The organism is Mycolicibacterium sp. XJ870, assembly GCF_053483975.1.
In genome coordinates this window covers 2,251,434-2,270,731 of record NZ_JBEFTI010000001.1, presented here as the reverse complement: position 1 = coordinate 2,270,731, position 19,298 = coordinate 2,251,434, and the positions used below count along the sequence as shown (strand labels likewise).

Sequence of the window (19,298 nt, the reverse complement as noted above, 5' to 3'; positions counted from 1 at the left end):
GGGGCAATGCAATAAGCAGGACTACTTTGCCGGTACACCGGCGTACTCGTACCCGCACCAATCAACTGGCTTGGCTGGGTCGAGTGCCGGTTCGGACCTTCACAGCTCAACCTGAGGTACCAAGGATCTTGAGGCCGTGCAGGAAGACCGCGAGGCCGCGCTGAAATTCTTCGTCGGGCGTGATGAGTCGGGCCGTGCGGGCCGCTTCGGCTACCCGGGGGAATTCAGTGTTCGAAAGCGCGGCCATAGCAGCGGTGCCCGACCCGGACAGGGAACCCAGGTGCTGATTGGTGAGACTGCCGAGCAGGTAGCTGACGAGGCTGCGTTGCGCGATGGCCCTATCTTTTCCGGTTAGGCCCGCCTCGGCGAGCACGTCCAGCATCGCCTCGATCCAGCGCAGGGATGCGAGTGACTGATGGCGATGGGCGAGTAGGAGGGGGACGGCCGCGGAATGGGCGCCGATGGCGCTGCGGAGGCGATCCATCAACGCCTCGATCTGGTCCTTCCAGGAGAGCTCGACGGGCAACCTGAGGTCGATGGGATCCAAAAGGTGCTCCACGATGCATTTTTCGAGTTGTTCGCGATCGTCGACGTAGCGGTAGAGCGCCATCGCGCTCATGCCGAGTTCGCTGGCCACGGCCCGCATGGAAAGGGCGGCAAGTCCGCCGCGATCCAGTACAGCTAGCGCGGCAGTGGCGATGGCGGCTCGGGTCAATGTTCGAGATCGGGGCATCACTTGAAAGTTTACGCTGTACGCCTACAGTGGGAAAGGGCGGAGCGTATCTGGCCCGGCCAGAGCCGCGATGCACCGTCAGTTCCAAACTTATTGCCGACGGGAGGAACTCACGTGATGTTCACCGAACTGTTCGTGCCGAGGGGAGCACATTCGCGGGCGGAACTCGAGCGACTTGCGCACCGGCTCACCGCGCACGGAATGCACGATGACCCGCAGGCCTTCAGCGAGCCAGACGCCGAACGCGCCGACCCTGGTGTCCTGGATTTCCTCGAAAGCATCACCCATGTGGTCGTGCATGAGGTTGACGTGTGGGTCGCCGGGGGCCGTCGGCGCGACCCGACCGAACCACCGCGCTACGTCGTGCGTGTCTATGTGCCGGGCCCGTGGCGCAAGCCGTTGAGCGAGTACTTGATTGGCCGTATTACTCGCACGTTGGCTGAGGCGGACGCCGATTCAGGCCGGGTGTATCGGCAGCCGCACGCAGAGGTGCATGTCTTGGGTGTACCGGAGGGAAGCTACGGCGTGTTCGGGCGCGTTGTCAGCGACTCCGTCCTGACGGACATGATCAGTGACGCTGTCCGGGGCTTCGGAGAAGTGCCCGACGGGATGGCGGTCGACCCGGTATGTGGCGCGACGGTGCGGGTCAACGACTCGGTCGCCTTCACCGCGGAGGTAGGCGGAAGCACGTACGGATTCTGCTGCCCCGGTTGCCGTCGTACTTTCCTTGATCGTCACCAGGGCACCGCGGCAGATGCATGATGGCTGAGGTCGTAAACGTTCATCAGGACGAAGTCTGGAATGGTGTGGACGGTGTCCATTGGGCCGACCACTTTGAGCGCTATGACGCGATGGCCCAGGGCTTTGACCGCGAACTGCTGGTTGGCGCTGCGCTCACCGAAGCGAGCGACGTACTCGATATCGGTTGTGGGACTGGTCAAACCACGCGGTTGGCTGCGCGACAGTCCCGGCGGGGCAGGGTTGTTGGTGTCGACCTGTCGGCGCCGATGTTGGAGTGTGCGCGCCGGCTCGCCACCGAGGAGGGGATCACCAATCTCTCGTTTGTGCGCGCAGACGCGCAGGTCCATTCCTTCCCAAGAGATCACTTCGACGTCGCGATCAGCCGTGCCGGGGTCATGTTCTTCGCCGATCCGGTCGCTGCGTTCGTCAACATCTTGGACACGATTCGACCCGGCGGTCGCGTCGCATTCGTCACGCATCGTGACGCAAGCAAGCCGTTTCAAGCCATCTACGAGGCCGTAGCTGAACACGTCGCTGTTGCGGACGAGCTGAGCGGAGACGGCGTGGAGCTATTCGCTGAGCCGCAACAGGTCGGGTCGATCCTTTATGGGGCGGGTTTCGTTGAGATCGTGGCCAAGCCTGTGGATGTCGTCAGTTTCATCGGTCGAGGAGCCGAGGAAGCGACGGACTTTCTATTCGATGGGCCGTTGCACCCAATGCTCAGGCACGCCAATGCGGCTGGTCGGCACCGGGCGCGTGCTGCGGTCCTGAAAACGTTGCGAGGCAGTGAGTCGGATGACGGGGTCCGGCTTCCGGCCCATGGATGGCTATACACCGCAACAAAGCCCGGCCGGCGTCGTGGGCCATAGCGGTTGCCCGGCTATCGCACATCGTATCGAGACTGGTGCGTCGGATGAAAACTATTGGGGTGCAGTGGCACTGACTAGAGGCGGGCTTGCAGTCGGTAGGCCGGGGCGGCTATGGCGTGGTGGGCTTCAACTTCTCCCTTGGCGTCAACTTCGACTGAGCTCGCCGCTTGGGGATGGCGTTGTCGATGAGGACGGCGGCGATGGCGGCGGCGGTGGCGAAGGTTTCGCTGTCGAGGACTCGGTTACGGGCCGAGGCGCCATCCAAGAGCAGCGCCAGTTGTTCGCCGAGTTGTTCGGGGTCGGTGGCGCCGGCCTCGCGCGCGGTATCGGTGAGCCGCGCGGCGAAAGCCTTCTTGTAGTCGCGGGCATGCATGCGTGCCGGGTGGCCCGCGTCGTGGAGTTCGACGGCTGCCGCGATGTACGGGCACAGGGGAGCGCGAATGTCGAAGGCGGCGAGGAGCCGTTCGCGGGGCGTGAGGTCGGTGCGGTCGAACACCTCAGGCAGGACGTCGGGATCGAACCGGCGTAGGTGTTCGGCGATCAGCTCATCCTTGCTGGTGAAGTGCTGGTAAAACGTGCGCTTGGACACCTGGGCCACCGCGCAAAGCTGGTCCAGGCCGGTGCTGTTGATGCCTTGATCGCGGAACAGCTGTCGTGACGCGCCGAGGATGCGCTCTCGTGCGCCTCTGCCGCGGCGCAGGCCTCGCGGCCCCTTCTCCAACTCCGTCATACGCCCAGTTTAGCCGAGGTGGGTACGGATCGGTGTGCATAGCTTGCGCTTCGCGTGGCCGTCCGATACGTTAAGCACGCAGATCGGTGTACATAGCACTGGCGCTGGCGATTGAATGGAGTAATCGTGGGAAAGCTCGATGGCAAGGTCGCGGTAATCACCGGCGCAACAAGCGGTATGGCGCTGGCCGGCGCCAAGTTGTTCGTGGACGAAGGAGCCCACGTTTTCATCTCGGGCCGACGGAAGGACGCGCTGGACCAGGCCGTCGAACTGATCGGCCGGAATGTCACTGGCGTGCAGGGTGATTCGGCCAACCTCGACGATCTGGACCGGTTGTTCGACACGGTCAAGCAGGAGAAGGGCGCGATCGACGTGCTGTGGGCGAGTTCCGGGACGGGCGCGCAGAGCAAGCTCGGCGAGATCACCGAGGAGGATTTCGATGCCGCCTTCGGGCTGAACGCGCGCGGCACGCTGTTCACGGTCCAGAAGGCGCTACCGCTGTTCAACGATGGCGGCTCGATCTTCATGACCGGGTCGAACGCGTCGCTGCGGGGCTACCCGAATTGGAGTGTGTACGCAGCGAGCAAGGCCGTGCTGCCCGCCTACGCACGGGTGTGGGTGTCGGAGCTGAGGGACAGGAAGATCCGGGTGAACGTGCTGACCCCCGGCCAAGTCGCCTCGCCGATGTTGGCAGAAGTGATGGACGACGAGATGAAGGCGCAGTTCGAGTCCGTGATCCCGCGCCGAGAGATGGGCCGCCCCGAGGAGATCGCGTCGACCGCGTTGTTCCTCGCCTCCGACGACTCGAGCTATGTCAACGGCATGGAGTTGGTGGTCGACGGCGGCACCACAGTGATCTGAGCCAGAAGCTCCCAAACCTGCTACAACACAACGATGTTAGGGACTACCATGACCACCTTCGCCCCGCACCGCAAGACGGTGGAGTTCTTCGTCGACAGCATGCACGGCGGCGCAGACAAAGACGCCCTTTCCGGAATCCTCGCCGAGAATGTGGTGCTGTACGGCCCGCTCGGCGATGAGCCATTCACGGGCCGCGAGGCCGTCCTGGAAGCCATGCGGACGGTCGGCACCGTGGCGGCCGACCTCACCTACAAGGAAGTCCTCAGCGGCGAGACGCACCACGCCGCGTACTTCCGGCTGCAGATCGAAAACACCGTGGTCGACGGAATGGACTACATCCTGCTCGACGCGAACGGGAAGATCGCCGAGGTGACCATATGGTGGCGCCCGCTGCCGTCTGGTGTCCAGATGCAGGGACACCTTGCCGGTCTCCTCGGCATGCAGCCCTGGGAACTTCTCACCCATTCGCAGTGACCGCGCGGCCTGATCTCCAAAGTGCATGTGAGCACCACCAACTCGCTCGAACGAGACAACAAGTGAAAGAGACCACGCCATGAGCAGCATCAGCATCATCGGCTCGGGGAACATGGCCAGCGCCATCGGCGCCCTGGCCGTCAAAGGCGGCAACGCCGTCGAAGTCATAGGTCGCGATGCGGCCAAGGCCGCAGCCCTGGCCGGCACGCTCGGCAATGGCGCGACAGCCGGAACGTGGGGCGCCACGCCAGCGGGCGAGATCGTCTTCCTCGCAGTGCTTTTCGATAGCGCCGTGCCGACCGTCAATCAGTTCGGGGACGCGCTGGCAGGCAAGATCATCGTCGACATCACCAACCCCTTCAACGCCAGCGTCACCGGACTGGCCGTCCCTGACGGCACCTCCATCGCGAAAATGGTCGCCGAGGCCGCCCCGAGGAGCGCCCATGTCGTGAAGGCGTTCAACACACTGTTTCGCGACGTCCTGGCTGCGGGTGGTCCGCTGGATGTGTTCATCGCCGGCGATGACGCGCAGGCCAAGGCGAGCGTGTCAGCGTTCATCGAGAGTCTCGGACTGCGCCCGCAGGACACCGGCGGCCTGAGCATGGCGCACTGGCTGGAGGGCGCGGGCCTGCTGTCAGTAGGCCTGGCCAGCCATGGCGTTGGGAACTTGAACTTCTCCCTCGGCGTGAACCTCGGCTGACAGTCGGGCACGACCTCGCGGGGCGGGCCCCGTGCCGGATCCGACGGCGACGGGCATGACACTAAAAATGCGACAGGACACAACATCTCATGAGCAGGGTTCACGCGATGAAGCTTGGTTTCGTCATTCCTATCGTCGGGCCTGCTATCAGCAGCGCGGTCGGCCTGAGCGTGTTCTGCCGAGGGCTCGAGGACCTTGGTTATGACACGCTGTGGGTCGGCGATCGACTGGTCACACCGGTGAATATGCAGAGCACCTATCCGGGCAAAGAGCAGCCGTACCCGCCGCAGATGACCCGTTACCTCGATCCGGTGCTGCTGTGGACGGTCGCCGCGACGGCAACCAGTCGGGTGCGGCTGAACGCGAGCACGCTCAGCACGTTCTACTACGAGCCGACGCACCTGGCCCGGCAGCTGACAACCCTCGACGTGCTCAGCGACGGCCGGCTTGACGTTGGCGTGGGGGTCGGGTGGATGAAGGACGAACATGACATCGCCCGCGGTGCAGACTGGCGCCGGCGCGGGCGGATGCTCGACGACGTGCTGGCGTTCCTGCAGGAATGGTGGACGACCACTCCGGTGTCGTGGGACAGCGAGTTCTTCTCCCTGCCGCCGGTCCATGCGGACCTGCGCCCGGTCCAGGCTGGTGGTCCGCCCATCTGGATCGGCGGGGCCAGCGAGGCCGCGATGCGTCGGGTCGGCCGCATCGGCACCGGCTGGCTCGGGGTCGAGGGTCTGCAGGATTCCGACCACTTGTGGTCGATCGCCCGCCGGGTGGCGCAGGACGCCGGTCGTGATCCTGACACACTGAAGACCGCCATGCGGATCAACGTCGAACCCGGCATGTCCGTTGACTCGGTGGTCGACAAGATCGAACGTTTCTCGGGGGACGGCGTCGATGAGGCGATCGTGGATGCCTTCGCACTGTTCCCCAGCCTCGAGCAGCTGCTCGACTTCGCCAGCCAGGTAATCACCGCATGGAGTAATCGTGGGAGGGCTTGCTCGGAGAGCAGGTGATGAAAACAATTGGGGTGCAGCGCGATACCGCTTATGCCTCAAGACCGTTGGTCGATCTTCAGCCGTAACATCAGCATGGCTGTGGCGCGCTGGGCGCAGGTGCTGCGGGAGCGAGGAGTGCTTGACCCGATTACTGCCAGTGGATTCACCTGAAAAATGCGGCTGGAACAGGAGAACTTGCCTGCGAGTCGTGGGCGACTGCTACGCGACGTCTTCCCGCAGCGGCGCATGCGGGTGCGCAGGCCGCGATGAAGGAAATCTACAACGCCGAGGACGCCGACAGGCGCGGGCGGCGATCACCGCGTTCGAACGAGACTACGGCGCGAAGTTTCCCCAAGAGCGACGTACTCACCCGCCTCGGGGCCTCAGAGGTTCCCGGACAGGGGAGGGATATGCGAGACTGCGGAGAACTCAGAATTGGGACGCGAAGCGGCCTGACTCATTTGGCGGAAGCGGGCGTTTTAAGCGGAATGGCGCGCCACTCAAGTGTTTCGGTTATAGTCCGGGCCGGCTGGGAGTTCGCCGAAAGTTGACCACCCCACAGGAAGACGCGCGAGGAAACCGATGAGGACGATCGCATACCGCCAGAGGGCAGTCCTGGGCATGGCCGCCGTCGCACTGATGACTGTGGGCTGCAGCAACGGCCAGACTGTCGATTCGTCGATGCCGCCTCAGGTCGCGTTGATCGTCACCTCCACGGTTGAGACTCCGCCGCAGCCCACCGAAGTGAAGCTCATCGGGGAGAGAGACGTCGAGGTGACCCTGACGGGTCCGATCGCTGCCAAGTACTCGTCGGCATCCCAGAGTCAGAGGGAGGGACTAGGCAAGCCACTGACGGGTGACCGTAACGCGGGAGCACGGGAGAGCGGCGTGCTGTTCCAGCAATTCCAGGGCGGCGTAATCACTGCCAAGAACGACGAGGCGGGCACGCCTGGATATATCACCTGGGGCAAGATCCGGGAGGCCTGGAATGTCCCGCGCGACCCTGACGGCGTGCCTGCGGTCATCGGCGAAAACGGCTCGGTGGGTCCGCTGGGCGCACCCACCAGCGACGAGAACGCCGTCGGCGATCTGCTCGTGACGACGTTCGAGCACGGCAAGGTCGAGTACAACACGACGACCGGCCAGGTTGAGGTGACGATCAACGACAAGGTCGTGCCCTCCGGGCTGTAGACGGCGGCAAAGGCCAGCAGCATTGCGCGCCAATCGATTCTGTCCGAAAGCCATCCATCCGACATTGCGTCGCGGGCTCACCCGTTGTCCCGCCAGGTGAGCACCTCCTTGAGAGACGCGAGGTCGTAACCGTCGTCGGCGGTGAGTTCGGTCTGGAACAGCGTGACTCCTGCCTCGCGAAAGGCATCGGCGCTGTCGGCGTTCTCCCACAGCGTCGAGCGTTCGATGTCAGCGCCGTTGCGGCCGAACGTCGCCGCCAGCTCATCGACGCGGTCGCTGGACTTGCGGAAGGCGTCGAGATCCTGGAACGCGTGCCAGATGTCGGCGTGCCGGGCAACGGCGGGCAGCGAGCGCTTGGGTCCCGTGCCGCCGATGAGGATCGGTAGCTTGCGCACGGGCGGCGGAATCAGTGCTGCGAGTCGGTTCTCGATGCGGATCAAGCTGTCGTCGAACAGATCGAAGCGGGAGCCGAAGGTGCCGAAGTCGTAACCGTATGTGGTGTAGTCCTTTTCGTACCACCCCGCGCCGAGGCCCAGGATGAGCCGGCCGCCACTGATGTGGTCGACGGTGCGCGCCATGTCAGCGAGCAGGTCCGCGTTGCGGTAGCCGACGCCGGTGACGAGGAGCCCGATCTCGGCGTGTGAGGTGATCTCGCCCCACGACGCCAGCGCGGTCCATCCCTCGAAGTTGGCGACGTCGGGCTGCTCGTCGAACATGACGGGCTTGCCGTCGACAATGCCCTTCATCGCCGGGCGGTGGAAGTGGTCGTAGCCGAAGATCACGTCGACGCCTAGGTCATCGGCGGCGAGGACGGCCTCGCGCCAGGTGCGGTAATCGGGGGTGCCGCCGGGCTGGATCTGCACAGCGACGCGGACGGGACGGTTCATGGATGCTCCTGAGTCGGGGAGGGGCGACTCTTGAGCCAAGTTCATTGGGCGCGGAGTTTATTCCGCATCGGCACGTCGGCCTATCCCAGGATCGCCCGCGCTGCGCGTTCCGCGACCAGCATGACCGGCGCGTTGGTGTTCCCGGACGTGATGGTGGGCATCGCCGAAGCGTCAGCCACTCGAAGGCCGGCGACGCCGTAGACGCGACAATCGGTGTCGAGCACCGTCGCGGCGGACCGTGGCAGACCACGCGTGTCAAAGGCTCCCATCGCGCAGGTGCCCACCGGGTGAAAGATGGTTGTACCGAGTTCGCGGGCCGCCTGCTGCAGGTCTTCGTCGCTCACCAGTTCCGGGCCAGGAAGTAATTCTTCCGGGCAATAGCGGGCCAAAGGCTGCGCCGCCATGATCCGCCGGGTCATCCGGAGTCCGCGCACGGCAGTTTGACGATCGTCATCAGTGGACAGGTAGTTGCAGGAGATCTTCGGGTAGATAAGCGGATCTGCGCTGGCGATCCGCACATGGCCGCGCGAGCTGGGTCGCAGATTGCACACCGAGGGAGTGATCGCTCCGAAACGGTGCAGAGGTTCGCCGAACTTGGCCAACGACAAGGGCTGCACATGCCACTCCAGATCGCAACTGGCCTGCGCGGGATCGCTTTTGGCGAAAGCCCCCAGGGTGGAGGGCGGCATGGTCATGGGTCCTGAGCGCAGCAACAGGTACTGAAGTCCCATCCCTCCACGGGTGATCCAATTCCGGTACAGGGTGTTGACGGTCCGGGCGCCCCGCATCCGGTAGATCGTTCGCAGCTGCAGGTGGTCCTGGAGGTTTTCACCCACTCCCGGCAGATCGACGGCCACCGGCACTTGATGCTGCGTAAGCAGCTCGGCTGGGCCCAGACCGGATGCCTGCATCAGATGCGGCGACCCGATCGCTCCGGCGCTCAGGATCACCTCACTGCGGGCTTGGACATCGACGATTTGGCCGTCTTTGAGCAGTCGCACGCCGGTGGCGCGGTGCTGAGCTGTGGTCCAGGCGCCGCGACGCTGATCCTCGCGGACCTGGTCGTCCATCAGCAGCCGCAAGGCCTGGGTCTGGGTGTAGATGGTGAGATTTGGTCGTTGGGCGACGGGATGCAGGAAGGCATCAGCCATCGACCAGCGACGGCCACGCCGCTGATTGACGTGAAAGTACGCGCTACCGGCGTTGTCACCCCGGTTGAACTCGTCGATCGGGGAGATGCCCACCTGGGCAGCGGCTGCCTGCCAGGCGTCCAAGATCTTCCAGCGCACCCGCGGCCGCTCGACGGGAATCTCGCCACCGGCGCCGTGCCAGTCGTCGGCTCCGCCGAAGTAGTCTTCCAAGTCCCTATAGATCGCCAGAGTCTCGCCGGCACCGTCCGGGCCACCCCAACGCCAGCGCTCGTCACCGGTGGCCTGCGCCCACAGGTCGAAATCGGAAGCCTGCCCGCGCATGTGGATCATGGCGTTGATCGACGAGCTGCCGCCGATCACGCGGCCCCGCGCGTAGTGAATGCTGCGGCCGGCGAGACCTGGGTCGGCCTCGGTCGTGAAGCACCAGTCGGTGCGCGGGTTGGCAATTGTGTACAGGTAGCCCACCGGCACCTTGATCCAGAACCAGTTGTCTTTGCCGCCGGCCTCAATCAAGAGCACACGGTGTTCAGGATTGGCGCTGAGCCGATTGGCGAGCAGGCAGCCCGCACTGCCTGCTCCCACGATGACGAAGTCGAACTCGGCGACAGGGCTCATTTCCGGCAAGGTTCCTCCACGGCGTCGGATGCGGGTCCTAGTGTGCGCGATGGTGCGGCAATCGACGATCGCATATGTGCGATGACTTCGTCGGGAGAGACTGCGCTGGCCCGGTCACACCTCGTGCTTGCCCTGAGGTTTGTTTGCTAGAGGCCACCCCTCGCCAAGGCCTACCCGCGTAATAGTGCAAAAGGGGTCGTGGAAGATCTGCGATCCACCAGGTCATGGGCGGACTACATTCGGACCTGCGTGCATTACGCTACGGTCGCAGAATGTCGGCCGGGGACACGGTTTCGACAAGTGCGAGCGCTGCGGCAGCGAGTTTCTTGTCCGCAGTGGCCAGCACGTCGCCCTGCAGTTGGGTTAGTGCGATGTACTCAGCCTGGTAGGTGTCCTGCCAGTTCAACTTCTCGGCTATTCGCCACGCGTGGTCCTGCAGCACTCGGTCGCCGAGCAGCCGGATCCGCAGCTTACGAATATCGTCGAGAATTTTCCGGCCGGCCCGTTCATCGATCTCGCCGCGGTGCACTGATTGGTACACGAGGGCGAGCGCCTGCGAGCGCAACAGGGTAGGAGCCGCCAGGCTGTGTGCCGTTGGAATGGTCGCTCCGCTAGCGGCGAGGTCGATGGCCACCGGTGCATCGATGACGAAGATTGTCATGCCAGTACCGTCACACAAACCGCAGATGTTCCGCTACCGGGATCTTCCTCGATTCACATGACAGCACAGGCATTCTCGGACAGGATAATGTGCATCGTCCACCGATCGGCTCAGGTAGTAGCCCAGGTCCTGACGTAGCCGATGCGGACTGGAAACGAGTGATGTGACCGTTCAGATGATGCGCATGTCCAACCAATTCATGCCCAATGTGCCGTGAACGCTCCGCGGCGTGAATGTTTGCAGTGACGATGCGCGCGTCTGTGCGTCCGAACTCCGTTCTCGACGAGCGCGAAGCCTTCTGGTGCATGACAATCTCGGCACCCGGTCATGCCGACTACATTGGCGTCGAGGTGGTTAGCGCTCGCCGCACGATCTCAAGAAGGGGTGTTGGCATGGCTGATCACACCGATGCGGGTATCCGATTATTTCAGCTCAGGCTGCTTTCCGGGTTTCGAGGCAACGATTCCATCGTTGACAGGGCGCTCACAGAGTTGGGCGCTGACCGCCACGAAATGAGCAGGGTCGCAGTCGAATACGAAACCATCTTCCGGCCTCCCGTCTGGTTCGACCAGGTACCTGGCCTACTGGGGCCGCCCCAATCACTGCACACGGAGCCATCCGCGGGCAGCCAGCCCACGATGCTGACCCGATGCACCTACGCCAACCTGCCCTTGTGGCCGGACATGGAGTTCTTTTATCTGGCATCGCCCGAACTTCCGATCGCGCATAACGCCGGATTCGCGCGACGTGCCCACGCCCCGCGCGTTACTGTTTCCGGCCTCGCCGACCTTGTGCCGTGGAGTTGCCTTCGGGATGAGGTTGTCGAGCACTTCGGGCCCCCAGTCGAGGAAGGCGATTTGTGGCCCCCGTACGAGTCGTACAAGTTCCAGATCGCCGAGCCAGGAAAAGCGGTCGAGCACAGTTGGATGGTGTTCTCGTGGGGGTTACTACAAACCACGGACAAGGACTGAGCCGTGCGTCGAACACTCGCTGCCTTCTTTCGGGTGCAGGGCGTATACCGCAGATTTGCCGGACAGGCCGCGAGGTTTCGACTTGCAAGGACGGGCAATGATGCCATTCCTTGGCCTCGCTCGGTAAACGAAAATCGTTGGGCAGCAGCGTAAACCGGCGAGGTATGCTGGCAGCCCGCCGTATTCAGTCCAGGGGAGATGCTTACGCATACGATCACGGTGGAAGCCCAGCGGGGATGACGCAAGGTACGGCGAGCTGCCCCGGACTGTGAGCACGGTTGCTCCGGATTGCCTCGCTGCAACTGGCAGTTCAGCGGTTTGATGGTGGGTCCGAAACTGCTTCGTCGGGAAGGGGAGTGCGCGCGTCCCGTTCCGTCGGTCAGCGGTCATAGGGGCCCGGCTCAGCTGTACCGCGCTACAAGCGCGCCGCCGATCGAGGCGAGGTGGTCGCGCACGCCCTGCGGGCCGGTGACTTCGAGCCATTCGTTGAGACCGGCAAGTTCGCCTGCGAGGGTGTACTCGTCGTGGCCGCGGACGACGATCTCGATCCGACCGTCGAGCGTGGAACCGCCAATTTCGAGGCGGCCCCCGAACGCCATCCGAAGCACGCCGAGCCCGTCGGGAGCGCATATGGCCTGGGCCTCAAGGGGAGTGCGCCTTCGATCAACCTCGTCGGCGATCTCGCGCCAGCTCTCGGCAAGGTCGAATCCGTCGGGTCGTTGGACGCGATCGTCGGTCAACTCGACCGACGACACACGGTCGATCCGGAAGGTTCGTCGACCGGCGTCGGTATTGGAGACCAGGTACCACGTCGAGCCCTTGGCGACGATGCCCAGTGGGTGCACGGTCCGCACGGTCTCCGAACCCTTACGGTCGACGTAACCGAGCCGTACCTGAACACCGCGCACCACCGCCTCTTGAAGGTCGTCGAGAAACCGGGGTGGTCGGGGAGCGAGCTGGCTGGATCCCCAGTGTCCTGGGTCGACGACGACGGATGTCGCGGCCGCCTCGGCCTGCTCCCGGAACGGCTCTGGCAGCGCGCGAACGAGCTTGCGCAGAGCGGCTTTCACGGTCGGGGTTGCCGCCGAGGCCGGTCCGGCGACCAGAAACAGCGCGCGGGCCTCGCTCGCGGTCAGCCCGGACAGATCGGTGCGAGCCCCACCCAAGAGGCGCCACCCGCCCCCTCGGCCCTGCATGGAGTACACCGGCAACCCGGCGACGCTCAACGCTTCGAGATCGCGACGGGCGGTGCGCTCGGACACCTCCAACTCCAGGGCGACCTCGGACGCTGTCACCTGCTCGCGCTGTTGCAGCAGCAGGAGGATGGCCACTAGCCGGTCGGCTCGCATGCAACCACACTTCCACATCAAACTGGCCACAAGGTGACCGGTTTAGGTCGGCACAATGGCGCCATGATCACATCGACCAACACCACGGACCCCCGCCCAATCCTCGACCGTGCCATCGCCACCGTCGGGCTCGCCATCGCCGGCGTCCGGCCAGAGCAACTCACCGACCCGACGCCATGCACAGACATGGACGTCCGCGCACTGCTCGCCCACCTCATCGGCGTGCTCGACCGAATTGCCGCGCTCGGCAACGGCGAGAATCCGTTTGCAGTCACCGAGACCCCAGTCGCCGACAATCGATGGCCCGATGGGTGGCGGGAGTCGGGGAGACGAGCCGCGGATGCCTGGAGCGACGACGCCGTACTCGAACGCCCCATGGCACTGCCGTGGATCGAAGGCAGCGGCGCCGAGGTGCTGTCGACCTACTTCTCCGAGCTGACAGTCCACACGTGGGACCTTGCGACGGCGACCGGTCAGCAGCCCGACTGGGACGACACCGTCGTCGCCGCGGCGCTCGGGGCACGCCATTTCCTCCCGCCCGAGAACCGCCTGGCGTTCTACGAAGAGATCTCAGCCGGGATGGGGCTCGACGAGGTCCGTGTCCCGTTCGCCGAGGCCGTCCCGATCTCCGAGGACGCCCCCGCCATCGACCGCCTCGTCGCCTGGAATGGCCGGGATCCGCTCCGCCGATGACCAAGCGCTGCTTCTTGTTCTCGATCTGTGACACACGGGCGGGCGAATGAACGGACTTTCAAAACCGTTGGGCCACAATCGAAAACTGCGTACTTAACTGGTAACCCGCCGTATTTCCTCCACTGCAGGTACCGCCAGCGGGTTGGCCAGTTGGTATGCAGGAGAGTCGTCATCCGCCAGCCGGGGTCGTCGTTCCAATCGTCGGTCCTGCCCCAGTAAACCGGGCGCGGAGTTTGCCGGATAGGAATCGCGCCAAGTGCCGAATAGCTGCTAGCATTGACTGCAATGCAAGCACCACGCGAGGGGTGACTGATGGCGACCTTGACGATTCGCGATTTTGACGACGAGCTCAAAGCGGCACTGCGTATTCGCGCAGCAGAGCACGGCCGGTCGATGGAATCGGAGGTACGCGAGATCTTGCGCACGGCATTGGAACGCCCTGTGGGTGGTCCGGGGATGGCGACGCGGATTCGGCAGCGCTTCTCGGGAAGCGGGGGGGTGGAGCTTGACCAGCCCAGCCGGACCGAGCGGCCACGTGCTGCGGTCCTTGACGAATGATCGTCTTGGATACCAACGTCGTCTCGGAGCTGATGCGCCCAGCACCGGAACCTGGCGTCAGTCGTTGGGTCGACTGTTTGGATGTGTCCGACATAATGCTGACTGCCGTGACGGCGGCGGAACTGATGTACGGCGTAGCCCGATTGCCGAACGGGCGTCGCCGACGTGACCTTCGTGAAATGGTCGACGGACTGCTGGCGGAGGATTTCCGGGACAGGATTTTGCCATTCGACGCGCTGGCGGCAACCCACTATGCAGACATCGTTGCTGACCGGGAGCGTAGCGGACTCCAGATCAGCATGGCCGATGGGCAGATCGCCGCAATTTGCCGCAACTGGAACGCCGGACTTGCGACGCGCAACGTCAATGACTTCGTTGACACCGGCGTCGAACTCGTCAATCCGTGGGATTTGGCATCGCCGTAACCGCTTGGCCGCAAACGCCGCGCGTCACTTGCGAAACGACGTCAGTGAAATGCACTGCAGCACAGCGGTTTAGCAGTAGCAGTCCGCATCTGCCCAGGAATCCGAACGTCTGTTATTCGTCAGATGAACGGCGTCGTTACTGGTAACCCGCCATATTCGTTTCCGCCGTATTCCTCCTGAATCGAGTTGCAACTCGAGCGCACCACGAGACGCTGGAACCCCTGATATCCATGGCGACAAAGGGTCATTGTGAGCGATGGCCGCGAAGATTCCGGGTGGGCGTGTTCTGTGTGCTGCACGGCTACGTCGGGTTGTCGGCAGGTAGCTGTGCTAACCGTCGCACATGCGGATCCAGTGGCTGTCTTACAAAACGTCGTACACTGGTGCTATGGCTGACACGATTACCTTCCGGCCGGACGAAGACGCATCGAAGGCGCTGGAGGTCTTGACCAAAGATGGAACGGCTGTGTCCGCAGCCGTTCGATCTGCCCTCATCGATGCCGCACGGCGGAAGGCCAGTGCGGCGATTCGCGCTGAGGCGGAAAGGCTTGCTGCCGACGAGTCGGACCGCGCTGAGGCAATGCAGGTGCTGCGCGATATGGAGACGCTGCGTGCGTGGTGAGGTCTTTCATTTGCGTGGCCCGCGGGGGAGTCGCGGTCACGAGCAGTCCGGCTCCCGCTACGCCGTGGTCGTCCAGTCAGATCAGCTGCCGCTGTCGACCTGGCTGGTGGCCCCGACGTCTACGTCGGCCCGTGCAGCCAGTTTTCGTCCCGAGGTTGAAATCGGCGGTGTGAACACGCGGGTACTTGCCGAGCAGGCCGCGGCCGTTGACCCGGGCCGTCTCGGCAAGAGCGTCGGGTTCCTGAGCTTCGACGAGATGCGCCGTGTTGGCGCGGCACTGCGCATCGTCCTAGATCTGTAAGCGCTGCACCGTCACATCAACATCTGTCCGGCCTCAAATAATTTGGCAGACAGGACCTTTGGAATTGCCAGGAATCTGAGAGGGGATGACGGTTGGTCGTCTCGTTCGTGCTGACAGTTCCGTATTCTGGCCCAGTCGAAATGTTCCCCTCGCGTCGCAAAGCAGACCTGTGCCGCCGCCGGCTCGCGACCGAGGCGCAGGGGAGCAGGTCGGCCAGGGCCGCCCGCGAACGATGACGTCAGCGTCCATGGCGCCAACGCTATCGACTAGCACCTCGGGCGCAGACGTTCACTCCAATGGCTCGGGCGTGAAGGTGACGTCGACACCGCCCACGGTCATCGTGACCTGACCTTCCATCACCATCACCTGCGCCGAGACCCGTCGATCGACAGTCTGGGCCAGCTGTTGCACCGACGCGTGCGGTATCTGCACCACCGACAGGTTCGGCAGCCCCGCCACTTTGGGGCCGACGGTGCGCCACCAGGTGGCCACGCCGGCCGCGAACGGGAACAGCAGCACCTGGTCAGCCTGGCTGGCAGCCTTGCCCAAGGCGCGAGCATCGGGCTGGCCGACGTTGATCCACTCCAGGATCCGGCCCGTGTAGTCGGCGAGTCGCAGGTCCGGTATGCCAGGGGTGGACAGGCCCGCCCCGAACGCCAACTCACCGTCGACGTCGCTGAGCCGGTGTGCGCGCAGCCCAAACGCCAACAACCGCACCACCATCCGCTCGTCGGTCTCACTGGGATGACGGGCCACGGTCAGCGTGTGGTCGGCGTAGTAACCGTGATCGACATCGGAGACGCCAAGTTCGACTTTGAATACTGTTGCAGAAAGGGCCACGTCATAGTGTCCACCCTGGTGGTTTTCCCCGAGCAGTCAGCCCGCTTCGAGCGTATCGGCGGGCGCGATAGCCGTCGGATCGAGAATCCACGTTCGGTCGCTGTCCCCAGCGGCCGGACCAGAACTGGTATCACTCTGCGGCTCGAGGCTCGTTGGGGTCCGCTCACGGGATCGGCGCGTCGTGGGAAGGTCTTCAAGGGATTACTTCCGGGAGTTACCGGACCCCGCCAACTATCCGGTGTTCACCCGGCCGCGTTGTGACGGGTCACGCGACGCTGCTGGCGATCGCGACAACCAGCCCGCCTAGGGTCAGCACTCCGACCATCACCGCGGCGGCGGTCGCCCGGCCCCGTCGGTGCCGGCGTGCGTCGAAGATCGCCACCGCGATGCCGGCGAAGATCAACGCTGCATAGGCCGCCAGCCCCACCGTCAGCGCCGCCGTTGACGCGGCGTTGGCCAGGGTCACGTTGTGCACGCCGTGAGCCTACGGCGCGAACGGACGCATCGCTCCGGGCAATGATGGCATTCCTCGGCCTTGCTCGCCGAATGAACGTGGGGGCGGCCCTCCAAGGCCTACACGCAACCCGCAACGGCAGGGTCGCGTAGATTCTTTGAGAATAATCCGAGCATTCAACGAAGGCCGCCATGTCCGAGGATCAGAACACAGACGTTCCACCGAATCATCTCTCCATCGACCCGCGAAGCGCCTTCTATAGCGAAGAGGTGCTTCGCCGCGATGTAGGTATTCGCTTTAATGGCGCCGAGAAGACCAATGTTCACGAATACAACGTGGCCGAGGGTTGGGTGCGTGTTGAAGTCCCTACCGCGAAGGATCGCCACGGAAATCCTATGGTCGTCAAGCTCAGTGGCACGGTTGAACCTTATTTCCGCTGAGCGGAATGGCGGACGCCCTGCAGCTACAACGAGTACGGCGGCTGTGATGATTGCCGCCCGCTGACGACCTTTCCTGGATTGGCAAGGGATGCCCGCCAGGTTGACCGTGAATCCTGGTGCGATCCGTCGACCGCCAGGATTAATGCGACAACCGCCAACTTGACTGAAAGTGGACAGGATGCCGCATGATTCATCTAATGAACTGGCGTACTCAACTTGACATAATGTAGGTTATCGGCGTTTACGGAGATGCTGGTTCTGCGCATGCGCCTCCGAGTAGCGTCACATTCTTCGCCTCAGCGCGGAGTCTGCTCGGGAGCATCGCGCCCAACCATCATCCGTCCCGTTCGTGGCGCGGCTGCGCCATGTGCAAGGCGCGCAAGCGCCGCAGTGCCGGCCCCGTGCCGCCAAGGATCCCGTCGCGCCCCGGCTACACCCGCCGGTTGCTCGCGTCGATCCCTTGACCGTGGCGATCGCGGCTGACACGGACCCCGATTCCCAATCCCCCGACGGAGTTAATACGTCACAGTGACGGTTTTGCGCTACATGGCTGCATGGTGGAAATGCCTGCTGGACAGACATTTTCGTCATCATCTTTCGGGGCCTTGGTCGTGGACGCGTACTTTTAGCCGCCGACCTGCGCACGCGTGGTCCGTCGCCGCATTCATTCGCCGATCGGAGTAACTCGCACCTGTTCACCATGCACCGTTTGCCAGTTGACCAGCGCGAGTCACGTTGCAGCCCAAGGGTTTCACCAAAAGGGACGACGACTGCGCGCCGAGTGCCTTAGGCTCCGTGTTTTAGAATGTCAAAACATGCAGGTCAGAGGGGGAACCTTGTCGGATTCGGCAGCGTCGGTGATCCGGAAATTCTTGGGCTGCTTTCCGCGGTCAGACGTGGACGAGATGGTTGGATTCTTCAGCGATGACGCTGTATACATCGATGGCCCACGGGGCGTTCATCGAGGCATCGATGCCATCAGAACCGAACTTCAGTCGATCTTCGCGATGGTTCCGAGCACCACGGTCGACATCAAGACTCTTGCCATCAGTGATGGGACTGTGCTGGCACAGCGAGTCGACAATATCGAGATCGAGGGCAAGCCGATCGGCATTGAAGCCGTGGGCGTCTTCGACGTTGACTCCAATGGCCGGATCACGCGCTGGCGCGACTACTACGACCTCCCGACGCTAATGGACCAGGTCGCCGCGGCAATCGCCTCCCCTAGCTGACCGGGAACCAACTACCTCTCCCCCTCGCGGAAAGGGATGTAGCACAAGCTATTTCATCACAGTGATGAATTGCGGGTGGAGGTCGTCTTTGGACACTGCAGCCAATCAGCTGGGCGGGGCTGCCTCTAGGTAGCCGGTTACACCAATTTCCACCCGTGAGTGTCCTTCGTTGTTCACCAGGCCGACGAATCCCGCGCTGAAGGTAATGTGGTCGACCGGTCCCGGGACATACAGTCGCGTCGTTGTATGGAAGCCGAACCAGTGCGGTGCCCAATCGTCCCTTGACATCTTCATGGAGAACGCTTGGGTTCCAGCCGAAGTACGCTAGCGGCGTCTGGACGATCCCAGCGGTTCGGTGACTTCACCGAGGACCAGCGGAGAAAGAATGCCGTTCTGATTCACACACCGTGCCGACACGACCTCGATCACCCCGGTATCCGGGTGGTGCGGCCGGGGTTCATCTTCAAGCGCGAGTCGGCCGCCGCGCAACGCCGACTTTTTGCCGGACCGTTGCTGCCCAATGCGGCTGTCGCCGCAGCGTGGAATCTGCACCTGATACCGGCGAGCCCCAACACTCGTCGATCTCGCGTTGAGCCTGCCGATCATGGACACCACGCGCGCACGCACGGAACTCGACTGGAGTCCGGCGCATACCTCACTCGATGCGATTCAGGAGTTCCTCGACGGGCTGCGCGACGGCAGCGGGATGGATACACCCCCGCTTGATCCCAAGGCTGGCGGGAGATTCCGCGAAAGGGAATTCGCCAGCGGAGTCGGGCAGCGGGCGTCGGCGGGTTAGGTT

24 protein-coding genes are annotated in these 19,298 nt (G+C 63.6%); 16 read left to right on the top strand and 8 right to left on the bottom strand.

Annotated features, from left to right (window positions below; all coding sequences use genetic code 11):
* Nucleotides 1–106 precede the first annotated feature (106 nt).
* Nucleotides 107–733: a TetR/AcrR family transcriptional regulator gene (locus ABQF30_RS10990; protein WP_448463181.1), complete on the bottom strand. Its 627-nt coding sequence runs from the start codon at nt 731–733 to the stop codon at nt 107–109.
* A 117-nt stretch (nt 734–850) separates the two neighbouring features.
* Between ABQF30_RS10990 and ABQF30_RS10985 the strand changes: the two genes are divergently transcribed.
* Complete coding sequence (locus tag ABQF30_RS10985; protein WP_448463624.1) at nt 851–1,495, top strand: hypothetical protein; 645 nt, start codon at nt 851–853, stop codon at nt 1,493–1,495.
* Entirely contained in the window at nt 1,492–2,343 is an 852-nt protein-coding gene (locus tag ABQF30_RS10980) for a class I SAM-dependent methyltransferase (RefSeq protein ID WP_448463179.1), read from the top strand. The genes ABQF30_RS10985 and ABQF30_RS10980 overlap by 4 nt, the downstream gene beginning before the upstream one ends.
* A gap of 109 nt (nt 2,344–2,452) precedes the next feature.
* Here the strand turns inward: ABQF30_RS10980 and ABQF30_RS10975 are convergent, their stop codons facing one another.
* Nucleotides 2,453–3,073 (bottom strand): TetR/AcrR family transcriptional regulator, encoded by a 621-nt coding sequence (locus ABQF30_RS10975; protein ID WP_448463177.1) that lies wholly within the window; start codon nt 3,071–3,073, stop codon nt 2,453–2,455.
* Nucleotides 3,074–3,199: 126 nt separating this feature from the next.
* On the opposite strand from ABQF30_RS10975, the gene ABQF30_RS10970 reads away from it, so the two are divergent.
* The 5 genes from ABQF30_RS10970 to ABQF30_RS10950 all read left to right on the top strand — a co-directional run bounded on the left by ABQF30_RS10970 (nt 3,200) and on the right by ABQF30_RS10950 (nt 7,297).
* Entirely contained in the window at nt 3,200–3,934 is a 735-nt protein-coding gene (locus ABQF30_RS10970; RefSeq protein ID WP_448463175.1) for an SDR family NAD(P)-dependent oxidoreductase, read from the top strand.
* 48 nt (nt 3,935–3,982) lie between these two features.
* Entirely contained in the window at nt 3,983–4,408 is a 426-nt protein-coding gene (locus tag ABQF30_RS10965) for a nuclear transport factor 2 family protein (RefSeq protein WP_448463173.1), read from the top strand.
* 79 nt (nt 4,409–4,487) lie between these two features.
* Nucleotides 4,488–5,108, top strand: a complete 621-nt coding sequence (locus ABQF30_RS10960; RefSeq protein ID WP_448463171.1) for an NADPH-dependent F420 reductase — start codon at nt 4,488–4,490, stop codon at nt 5,106–5,108.
* A gap of 107 nt (nt 5,109–5,215) precedes the next feature.
* Nucleotides 5,216–6,124 (top strand): TIGR03619 family F420-dependent LLM class oxidoreductase, encoded by a 909-nt coding sequence (locus ABQF30_RS10955; protein ID WP_448463169.1) that lies wholly within the window; start codon nt 5,216–5,218, stop codon nt 6,122–6,124.
* A gap of 564 nt (nt 6,125–6,688) precedes the next feature.
* Nucleotides 6,689–7,297, top strand: a complete 609-nt coding sequence (locus ABQF30_RS10950) for an LGFP repeat-containing protein (RefSeq protein ID WP_448463167.1) — start codon at nt 6,689–6,691, stop codon at nt 7,295–7,297.
* A 77-nt stretch (nt 7,298–7,374) separates the two neighbouring features.
* Here ABQF30_RS10950 and ABQF30_RS10945 read toward each other — a convergent pair whose 3' ends face one another.
* From ABQF30_RS10945 to ABQF30_RS10935, 3 genes are all read right to left on the bottom strand, one after another.
* Complete coding sequence (locus ABQF30_RS10945; protein ID WP_448463165.1) at nt 7,375–8,184, bottom strand: LLM class F420-dependent oxidoreductase; 810 nt, start codon at nt 8,182–8,184, stop codon at nt 7,375–7,377.
* Nucleotides 8,185–8,264: 80 nt separating this feature from the next.
* On the bottom strand, nt 8,265–9,950 hold the full coding sequence (locus tag ABQF30_RS10940; protein ID WP_448463163.1) for a GMC family oxidoreductase: 1,686 nt from the start codon (nt 9,948–9,950) through the stop codon (nt 8,265–8,267).
* Between the two features lie 259 nt (nt 9,951–10,209).
* A complete protein-coding gene (locus tag ABQF30_RS10935; RefSeq protein ID WP_448463161.1) occupies nt 10,210–10,611 on the bottom strand; it encodes a type II toxin-antitoxin system VapC family toxin in 402 nt (133 codons plus the stop codon).
* A gap of 392 nt (nt 10,612–11,003) precedes the next feature.
* On the opposite strand from ABQF30_RS10935, the gene ABQF30_RS10930 reads away from it, so the two are divergent.
* Complete coding sequence (locus tag ABQF30_RS10930; protein ID WP_448463159.1) at nt 11,004–11,582, top strand: hypothetical protein; 579 nt, start codon at nt 11,004–11,006, stop codon at nt 11,580–11,582.
* Between the two features lie 401 nt (nt 11,583–11,983).
* On the opposite strand, the gene ABQF30_RS10925 is transcribed toward ABQF30_RS10930, so the two are convergent.
* Nucleotides 11,984–12,931 (bottom strand): helix-turn-helix transcriptional regulator, encoded by a 948-nt coding sequence (locus ABQF30_RS10925; RefSeq protein ID WP_448463157.1) that lies wholly within the window; start codon nt 12,929–12,931, stop codon nt 11,984–11,986.
* Between the two features lie 63 nt (nt 12,932–12,994).
* Between ABQF30_RS10925 and ABQF30_RS10920 the strand changes: the two genes are divergently transcribed.
* From ABQF30_RS10920 to ABQF30_RS10900, 5 genes are all read left to right on the top strand, one after another.
* Nucleotides 12,995–13,624, top strand: a complete 630-nt coding sequence (locus ABQF30_RS10920; protein WP_448463155.1) for a TIGR03086 family metal-binding protein — start codon at nt 12,995–12,997, stop codon at nt 13,622–13,624.
* Between the two features lie 312 nt (nt 13,625–13,936).
* Entirely contained in the window at nt 13,937–14,182 is a 246-nt protein-coding gene (locus ABQF30_RS10915) for a FitA-like ribbon-helix-helix domain-containing protein (RefSeq protein WP_448463153.1), read from the top strand.
* Nucleotides 14,179–14,607 carry a type II toxin-antitoxin system VapC family toxin gene (locus ABQF30_RS10910; protein WP_448463151.1) on the top strand — a complete coding sequence of 143 codons (429 nt, stop codon included), beginning with the start codon at nt 14,179–14,181 and terminating at the stop codon, nt 14,605–14,607. The genes ABQF30_RS10915 and ABQF30_RS10910 overlap by 4 nt, the downstream gene beginning before the upstream one ends.
* 388 nt (nt 14,608–14,995) lie before the next feature.
* The gene (locus tag ABQF30_RS10905; protein ID WP_448463149.1) at nt 14,996–15,229 is read left to right on the top strand and encodes a hypothetical protein; all 234 of its coding nucleotides are present in this window, start codon (nt 14,996–14,998) and stop codon (nt 15,227–15,229) included.
* The gene (locus ABQF30_RS10900) at nt 15,219–15,530 is read left to right on the top strand and encodes a type II toxin-antitoxin system PemK/MazF family toxin (protein WP_448463147.1); all 312 of its coding nucleotides are present in this window, start codon (nt 15,219–15,221) and stop codon (nt 15,528–15,530) included. The genes ABQF30_RS10905 and ABQF30_RS10900 overlap by 11 nt, the downstream gene beginning before the upstream one ends.
* Nucleotides 15,531–15,818: 288 nt before the next feature.
* Here ABQF30_RS10900 and ABQF30_RS10895 read toward each other — a convergent pair whose 3' ends face one another.
* Nucleotides 15,819–16,370: a YaeQ family protein gene (locus ABQF30_RS10895; RefSeq protein WP_448463145.1), complete on the bottom strand. Its 552-nt coding sequence runs from the start codon at nt 16,368–16,370 to the stop codon at nt 15,819–15,821.
* Between the two features lie 265 nt (nt 16,371–16,635).
* Entirely contained in the window at nt 16,636–16,845 is a 210-nt protein-coding gene (locus tag ABQF30_RS10890; RefSeq protein WP_448463143.1) for a hypothetical protein, read from the bottom strand.
* Nucleotides 16,846–17,015: 170 nt separating this feature from the next.
* Here ABQF30_RS10890 and ABQF30_RS10885 point away from each other — a divergent pair, with 170 nt between their 5' ends.
* From ABQF30_RS10885 to ABQF30_RS10875, 3 genes are all read left to right on the top strand, one after another.
* Entirely contained in the window at nt 17,016–17,264 is a 249-nt protein-coding gene (locus ABQF30_RS10885; protein WP_448463141.1) for a DUF3297 family protein, read from the top strand.
* 815 nt (nt 17,265–18,079) lie between these two features.
* A complete protein-coding gene (locus ABQF30_RS10880) occupies nt 18,080–18,496 on the top strand; it encodes a nuclear transport factor 2 family protein (RefSeq protein WP_448463139.1) in 417 nt (138 codons plus the stop codon).
* A gap of 604 nt (nt 18,497–19,100) precedes the next feature.
* The gene (locus ABQF30_RS10875; RefSeq protein WP_448463137.1) at nt 19,101–19,295 is read left to right on the top strand and encodes a hypothetical protein; all 195 of its coding nucleotides are present in this window, start codon (nt 19,101–19,103) and stop codon (nt 19,293–19,295) included.
* Nucleotides 19,296–19,298: the final 3 nt, after the last annotated feature.